The organism is Falsiroseomonas sp. E2-1-a4, assembly GCF_051433165.1.
Lineage (GTDB): Bacteria > Pseudomonadota > Alphaproteobacteria > Acetobacterales > Acetobacteraceae > Falsiroseomonas.
Genome location: NZ_JBHMFS010000007.1, coordinates 216,553 through 223,079 on the forward strand (window position 1 = coordinate 216,553; position 6,527 = coordinate 223,079).

At 68.7% G+C, this 6,527-nt stretch carries 7 protein-coding genes and 1 pseudogene; 4 read left to right on the forward strand and 4 right to left on the reverse strand.

The window, feature by feature from the left end; all coding sequences use genetic code 11:
- Positions 1 to 4 precede the first annotated feature (4 nt).
- The 4 genes from ACFHNC_RS10395 to ACFHNC_RS10410 are packed head-to-tail and all read right to left on the reverse strand — an operon-like array spanning position 5 to position 3,138.
- Entirely contained in the window at positions 5 to 1,525 is a 1,521-nt protein-coding gene (locus ACFHNC_RS10395) for a type II and III secretion system protein family protein (RefSeq protein WP_437169139.1), read from the reverse strand.
- Positions 1,522 to 2,382, reverse strand: a complete 861-nt coding sequence (gene cpaB / locus ACFHNC_RS10400; RefSeq protein ID WP_437169140.1) for a Flp pilus assembly protein CpaB — start codon at positions 2,380 to 2,382, stop codon at positions 1,522 to 1,524. Before cpaB ends, ACFHNC_RS10395 begins: the two co-directional genes overlap by 4 nt.
- Before the next feature lie 15 nt (positions 2,383 to 2,397).
- Positions 2,398 to 2,898 (reverse strand): prepilin peptidase, encoded by a 501-nt coding sequence (locus ACFHNC_RS10405; RefSeq protein WP_437169141.1) that lies wholly within the window; start codon positions 2,896 to 2,898, stop codon positions 2,398 to 2,400.
- A gap of 60 nt (positions 2,899 to 2,958) precedes the next feature.
- A complete protein-coding gene (locus tag ACFHNC_RS10410) occupies positions 2,959 to 3,138 on the reverse strand; it encodes a hypothetical protein (RefSeq protein ID WP_437169142.1) in 180 nt (59 codons plus the stop codon).
- 274 nt (positions 3,139 to 3,412) lie between these two features.
- Between ACFHNC_RS10410 and ACFHNC_RS10415 the strand changes: the two genes are divergently transcribed.
- The 4 genes and pseudogenes from ACFHNC_RS10415 (at position 3,413) to ACFHNC_RS10430 (ending at position 6,431) form a co-directional block, all read left to right on the forward strand.
- Positions 3,413 to 4,711 carry a pilus assembly protein TadG-related protein gene (locus ACFHNC_RS10415; RefSeq protein ID WP_437169143.1) on the forward strand — a complete coding sequence of 433 codons (1,299 nt, stop codon included), beginning with the start codon at positions 3,413 to 3,415 and terminating at the stop codon, positions 4,709 to 4,711.
- Positions 4,708 to 5,115: a TadE/TadG family type IV pilus assembly protein gene (locus tag ACFHNC_RS10420; protein ID WP_437169144.1), complete on the forward strand. Its 408-nt coding sequence runs from the start codon at positions 4,708 to 4,710 to the stop codon at positions 5,113 to 5,115. Before ACFHNC_RS10415 ends, ACFHNC_RS10420 begins: the two co-directional genes overlap by 4 nt.
- Positions 5,093 to 5,521, forward strand: a complete 429-nt coding sequence (locus tag ACFHNC_RS10425; protein WP_437169145.1) for a TadE/TadG family type IV pilus assembly protein — start codon at positions 5,093 to 5,095, stop codon at positions 5,519 to 5,521. The genes ACFHNC_RS10420 and ACFHNC_RS10425 overlap by 23 nt, the downstream gene beginning before the upstream one ends.
- A 228-nt stretch (positions 5,522 to 5,749) precedes the next feature.
- Positions 5,750 to 6,431 (forward strand): annotated as a pseudogene (locus tag ACFHNC_RS10430) (IS5 family transposase).
- Positions 6,432 to 6,527 lie beyond the last annotated feature (96 nt).

Here is a 6,527-nt window from a genome sequence, read left to right on the forward strand (position 1 = left end):
GGCATCACTCCAGGATGAAGCCGGCATCGATCGCGCCGCCGCTCGCCGGGGGCGGCGCGCCACGGGCGATCTGGCGGCGGTGCAGGATGCGGTCGAGGTCCGTCGCCGGGCGGAAGCCATCGGTCGGCGCGGCCAGCAGGTTCGGGTCGGACACCGGCCGCACCAGATAGGGCGTGACGATGATGACAAGCTCCGTCTCGTTGCGACGAAACCGGTCTGACCGGAACAGCGCCCCGAGCACCGGCACGTCGGCGAGGCCGGCCAGCCCGCTATTCGCCATGGTGCTGCCCTGCGACAGCAGCCCGGCAATGGCGAAGGATTGCCCGCTGCCGAGCTCCACCGTGGTTTCCGCCCGCCGCACCGACAGCGCCGGGATCCGCACCACGCCACCGCCGAGCGGCAGGGAAATCGCGCCATTGTCGGTCAGCTCGCTGACCTCCGGCCGGATCCGCAGGTTCAGCCGGTCCGGCGCCAGCACGGTTGGCACGAAGGCCAGGCTGATGCCGAAGGGCTTGAACTCGATGGTGATGCCGCCGGAGGCGGCGCTGGCGGAAACCGGCACGGGGAATTCGCCGCCGGCCAGGAAGCTCGCCACCTCGCCCGACTGCGCCGTCAGGTTCGGCTCCGCCAGGATGGTGATGAGCTGGTCTTCGGCCAGTGCGTCAATCACCGCGTTGATGTCGAAGCGGGACGAGTTGTAGGCCGCACCATAGCGCTGCGGCACGGCGACACCGGCGCCGCCCAGCAATGCTCCGGCCACGGCGCCTGCGCCGCCGCTGCGCAACCCAAGCAGGAAATTGCCGCCGGTATTCGCCAGCGCCTGCCAGTTGAAGCCCAGTTCGCGCGACACCTGGCGAGAGATTTCGGCCACGCGCACGCGCACATTCACCTGGATCGAGCCGAGCAGAACCAGGCTGTTCGTCACCTCCCGGTCCGTGCCGGCCATGGATTGGGCGATCGCCTCCGCACGGCGCGCATCAACGGCGGAGGCGGCCTGGCCCGTCAGTTCCAGCATCCGCGGCCCGGCGGCGGCCACGCGCGCCGTGGCGGCGCCGGGCACCATGCGGCGGATCATGCTCTGGATCGCGCCGGGGCTGGCAGCTGGGCTCGCCACCGGCCCGGCAAGGCCAGGCTCCGGCGCGGGTGTGTTGGGCAGCACGGTTACGTCGTATTCGGCGACCGGGCTGCCATCCTCCGCGGTCGCGATGATGGTGGTGCGACCGGCGCCGACCGCCATCAGGAACAGGCTCGTGGGGGAAGCCGGCTGCACCCGGGCGATGCGCGGATCCGCCGCGAGCACCGTCAGCGCGGCTTCCGGCAGCACCAGCAGGCGGCCCGTGCCGGCCACCAGGGTCAGCCGCTGCGCCCCGCTGATGCGCGGCGCGGCGGCCACCGTCGCGGCCGGCACGGAGGTGCCGGCGGAGGGGCGCGGTGCCAGCTGGTCCCGCGGCATCGTCACGGCCTGCTGCGCCAGCGCCGGGCCGGTGGCCAGTACGCAGGCCATGAGGGTGAGGAAGCGCCTCATCGAAACAGGACGTTCTGCGTTTCGTCGCCCTGGATGACGCGCATCCGCAGCCCCTGGCTGAGGCCGGCGCGGGCCAGCGCGGGCGATACGTCTTCCCCGAACACCGAGCCGGGCGGGACGATGATGGCCAGTGGCAATTCCGCCTCGATCGCGCGCACCGTCAGCGCGAGGCGGCCGAGCCGGCTGCCGACGGCGACGCGCTCGGCCTGCGCGGACGTGACCTCAAGAGTCACGGTGCGGGCGATGCGGTTGGCGGTGGCTTCGGCGCCGGTGGCGCCCTGGGTGATCTGCTGGTCCACGGCGATGACGCGCACATCCGTCAGCAGCGTTTCCCCGACCACGCGGCGGGCCAGCGGCGCGTCGCCGGCGGCGAGTTCCTGGGTCAGGATCAGATCCACCTGGTCGCCCGGCCAGATCAGGCCGGCGGCGCCGGTCACCACATCGACGCCGACCGAGATCGCCCGCTTGCCCGGCGCCAGCACGGCGGCGAGGAAGCCGCGGTCGCGCGGGCGCAGATACTGCGCGCGATCCAGCGGTGCACCGGCTTCCATGAAATGCCGCAGCATGGCACCGCGCAGTTCCGCCTTCGCCGTATCGGTCGGTGGCACCGCGCCTTCGGGCAGCAGCTCCGGCGCGATCTCCCGCGTGGTGAAATCCTCCTCCTTCAGCAGGGTGCCGGCGGGCAGCGCGCGGGCGGCGACCAGCATGCGCGCGAGGACGGGCGGGGGCGGCGGGGCGGGCGCGGCAATCTCGGTGGAAGGTGCCTGGGCCTGGGGCGCAAGCATCTGCGTGCCCAACGCGCCGAGGCCAGCAGCGGTGATAATGAGCGACAGGACGACGAGGATACGAAGGATCATGTGGGCGGTCCCGCCTTATTGGGGGTTCGCGAGCAGCGCGGCCAGCGCCCCGGCGGCGATGGCGAAGCCGTAGGGCAGAGGGCCGCGCCGCCGCAGGCGCCAGGACTCGATGGCCGCCAGCCGCGGCAGCAATGCCGCACCTGGCGCAGGCGCAAGGCGTGGCGCGAAGGACGGTCCAGCGAGGTAGAGCGCACCCAGCAGGCCACCGGCCAAGGCCGTGGCGAAGACGAAGTCCCAGGTGGCGGCGGGCGCGAGGCCGAGGGCCACCGCGCCTGCCAGTTTCACGTCACCGCCGCCGAGCCAGCCGCGCATGGCGCAGCCCAGCAGCACCAGGAACAGCAGCGCGGCGCTGGCGAGGGAGACCAGCGCCGCATCCCAGCCGAGCCACAGCCGGGGCAGGATGCCGATGCCGGCGAGGAGGAGGGAGACGGCATCGGGGATCATGCGCGCCGAGAGGTCGCGCCAGCAGGCGTAAGCGAGCAGGGGCAGGATCAGGAGAAGGTGCAAAACTGCCAAGGTGCCGGCTCCCAAGGCATTTGCGGCGAGGCCAGGAATTCTCCGGCCTCTGCCGTTACTTCAAACGGGCTTGCTGGCGGTGATCTGCGTGCCGATGGCCTTGAACGCGTCCTCAAGCGGCGTTTTGAACGCCGTTGCAGCGGCGCCGACGACGATGACAATGCCGACGGCGAGGATCGCGTATTCGGCAGCCGAAACCGCCTTCGTGCTGCGGAGGGCGAGGATGGCGGAGCGGATCATGGTGTGTGTCCCAATCGGTTGTCGTTGCGATGTCCCCGGGATCCTGTCGCCGGCTTGGCGTGCCCGCCATCGGTGAGACCCCTTCCCTCGGCTGCCATGGCCGGCGCTTCGGGATAGTGGAAACTAGGCCTCCAGCGATCTTACGCTCCAGTCAACAACGGTAAGGACATGTGTGAAGAGGTTTTACAACCTGGGGTTTCAGCGGCTCTGGCGTTGAACAAACCTGACATTGCATGACAGTGACGGGTCGATGTCGCGTGCGAGAGTCGCGCCCATGCAGCGACGGTCCCTTTTGCTTTGCCAGCGCTTCCGGCTGGATCAACGCGGCGGCACCACCGCGCTGATGGCGGGCGCCGCGACCATGCTGCTCGGCTTCACCGGCCTCGCGACGGATGCCGGGGTCTGGTACCTGTCACAGCGTAATGCGGTGACGGCGGCGGATCTGGCCGCGCTGGCCGGTGCCGCCGCGCTGGAATCCGGCAGCGATGCCCTCGCCGTCGCCCGTGACACCGCCCGGCGCAACGGCTTTTCCGATGCTGTCGATACCACCGTCACCGTGCGAAGCCCGCCACTGACAGGTGGCCAGGCCGGCAACTCCTTGGCTGTCGAAGTGCTGATCAGCCGGACCCAATCGCTGACGCTGGCGCGCTTGTTCATCGCCGACCCGCCCGTGGCCCGCAGCCGCGCTGTAGCGGCCGCGCATGTGGATGAGGAAGTCTGCGTGCTGGCCCTTGGCGGCGGGTTGGTGCTGGGCGGCAACAGCACGCTGAACGTGCAGCGTTGCGCCCTCGCCTCCAACGGCCAGGGTTCGTCCGGCATTACCGTGAACGGCAGTTCGCGCGTGCGCGCGGCGCAGCTTCTCACCACCGGGCTTTGCAGCAATTGCGACGGCGGCGATGTCTGGACCGATGACACCCGGACCCAGCGTCCCATTACCGTCGCCAACCGCGGCGCGCCGCTGCGCGACCCCTTTGCCGGGCTGCAGAACTGGGTGCCACAGCCGCCGCCTTGCGGTCCGGCCATCACCTTCAGCCAGAGCACCGCGACGATCTCACCAGGCCAGTCCATATGCGGCTCGGTCACCGTGGGCACAAACGACACGCTGACGCTGGAGCCTGGGATCTACTACCTCAAGAATGCGGACCTGACAGTACGCGGCCGCATCCTTGGCAATGGCGTGACGCTGGTGATGACCGGGGATGCTGACCGCATCGGCACGATTCACATCAACGCCCAGGCCGAAGGGGATCTCCGCGGACCGACCACGCCATTGATCCCGGGCCACCCCGAAAGCGCCGGACTGCTGCTGTACCGGGATGCCCGTGCAACCAACAATGGGTCGCAGAAGGAGGTCCACCTGAATGGTGGAGCCACGCTGAAGCTGAATGGCGGCATGTACTTTCCAACCTCCGACGTGCTCATGAATGGCAAGAGCCACATCGAATCCACGTGCCTGGCGTTGGTCGGCTTTCATCTGTCCTTTTCCGGCAATGCGGATACGGACCTTGATGTCGGCGGATGTGTCGGCTTCGCGCCCTACCCGACAACGCGAACCGTGAGGTTGGTGGAATGACGGTGCTGCTTGGACGCCTTGGCAGGCGCGGCGCGTCGGCGGCGGAGTTTGCCATCTGGGCGCCGCTGCTAGCGCTGCTGCTGCTCGGCACCTTCGATCTCGGCAATCAGGTACAGGTGTCGATACGACTGGAGCACGCCGCCCGCGCCGGTGCGCAGGTTGCGTTTGCCGCCCCCGGTGACCCGTCTGCGATCCGCCAGGCGGTGCTGTTGGCGTGGCCCGAGCTGACGGCTTTGGAAGTCACCGTGACCTGCTTCTGCGGCGCCGTCTCGCAGGTCTGCGGGGCGAGTTGCACCGCGCCGGAGCCGCGCACCATCCGAGTTTCCGTCATGCGCACCCTGTCCCCGCTGCTGCTGCCGGCGGCGAACCGGAGCGAAGGTCATGCTACGATCCGCCTGGGCTGAACTCAGGTCCCGGCGCGGCGCTTCGGCGCTGGAATTCGCTGTGGTCGGTAGCCTTGCCTTCATGCTGATGCTCGGCGTGATGGAGGCAGCACGCTACCAGTTCACGCAGCAGGCACTTCGCAGCGTGGCAGGCGAGGCGGCGCGCCGGGCGATGCTGCTGGGAGCGGCCAACATGGCAGCGCGGCGGGCGCCGTGTGAGGGCCTGACCGGCGCCTTGCCTGGCACAACCTTCTCGGCCCCCTTCCTCGATGCCGCGTCGCTTGCGGTTCACCTGTCCGGATGTGCAACGCTGGGTGCGGTGACGCGGGTGACGGTCACGGTCACGCAGCCCTTCGATTTCGTGACGCCGTTGATCCAGCCGGCGAGCTTGACGCTGACCGAGGTTACAGGTGCCTTCTTCAATTAGGCGGAGCCAGACGTCCAAGGCAGAACATGGGTCGAATCTGGGATACCACATCCCGATGGTCGTGACTCACGATGGGGATTCGCCGACGCAGCGGCTGTGTGACTCAAGCTTGTGAGCATCGGAGGTTCGCTGCGGCACGCGCCATCACCCGGGGTCCGATTTCATGGTTCTGGATTTGGCGGAGGTATCGCCAGGTCCGCACCGCCCTTCCGGCTGACACCCACCCATATGCGCCGGCTGTCGCCTCACTTCCCGCGCTCGCAGGGATTGCAGCGGCGCGATGCGCCTGCCGCTTACGGCCGCACAAGACGCTCTGCAACCGCTTTGTGCGTTGGAGGTGCCTCGGCGGGTGCGATCGCATCTTTGCAGCGCTGGCCGCAGAAGCCCGACCGCCCGATCGGCTGATGATCGACAGCACCCAGCTGAAGGCCCACCGCACCGCAGACAGCCTGCTCAATAACGGGCTTTTCCCCGCTGTATCGGCTGGACCAAGGGCGGGTTGAACTCCAAGCACCACGCCGTCTGCGACGGCCAGTGCCGCCCCATCTTCATGCTGCTGACCGAGGGGCAGGCCAGTGACCATCGTGGCGCCGCCCTGATACTGCCCCGCCTGCCGCCAGCGCGACGATTCATCGGCGACCGCGGCTATGGCAGCGGGCGCTTCCGCGCCGCCCTGCAGGACAAGGGCACCAGCCCCGTTAGGGCAGTGCCCTGAACCCCCTCAAAGCGCAGCTGCAAAGTATCGATCCAGCACAACGCGCGCTCTACTGCCCCCGCCTCCGCATCGAGAATATATTCGGCAGGCTTATGGACTGGCGCCGCATCGCCATGCGCTACGACCGCTGTGCCCCGCACCTTTTTCCGCGCCATCGCCCTCGCCGTCACCGTCACTTCCTGGCTCGTCCGATGAATCCTGACCCTAGCTGCCGTTGGTATCCAAATGACGGAGATTCAATGGCATGGAGAACGTCAGGCAGTCTAGAGCGTGATTCTGTCTGAGTGAATC

What these genes read in the sequence shown, in the direction of transcription:
- ACFHNC_RS10420 (WP_437169144.1), top strand. Translation starts at nt 4,708, where the DNA reads ATGACGGTGCTGCTTGGACGCCTTGGCAGGCGCGGCGCGTCGGCGGCG.
- ACFHNC_RS10410 (WP_437169142.1), bottom strand. Translation starts at nt 3,138, where the DNA reads ATGATCCGCTCCGCCATCCTCGCCCTCCGCAGCACGAAGGCGGTTTCG.
- cpaB (WP_437169140.1), bottom strand. Translation starts at nt 2,382, where the DNA reads ATGATCCTTCGTATCCTCGTCGTCCTGTCGCTCATTATCACCGCTGCT.
- ACFHNC_RS10415 (WP_437169143.1), top strand. Translation starts at nt 3,413, where the DNA reads ATGCAGCGACGGTCCCTTTTGCTTTGCCAGCGCTTCCGGCTGGATCAA.
- ACFHNC_RS10395 (WP_437169139.1), bottom strand. Translation starts at nt 1,525, where the DNA reads ATGAGGCGCTTCCTCACCCTCATGGCCTGCGTACTGGCCACCGGCCCG.
- ACFHNC_RS10425 (WP_437169145.1), top strand. Translation starts at nt 5,093, where the DNA reads ATGCTACGATCCGCCTGGGCTGAACTCAGGTCCCGGCGCGGCGCTTCG.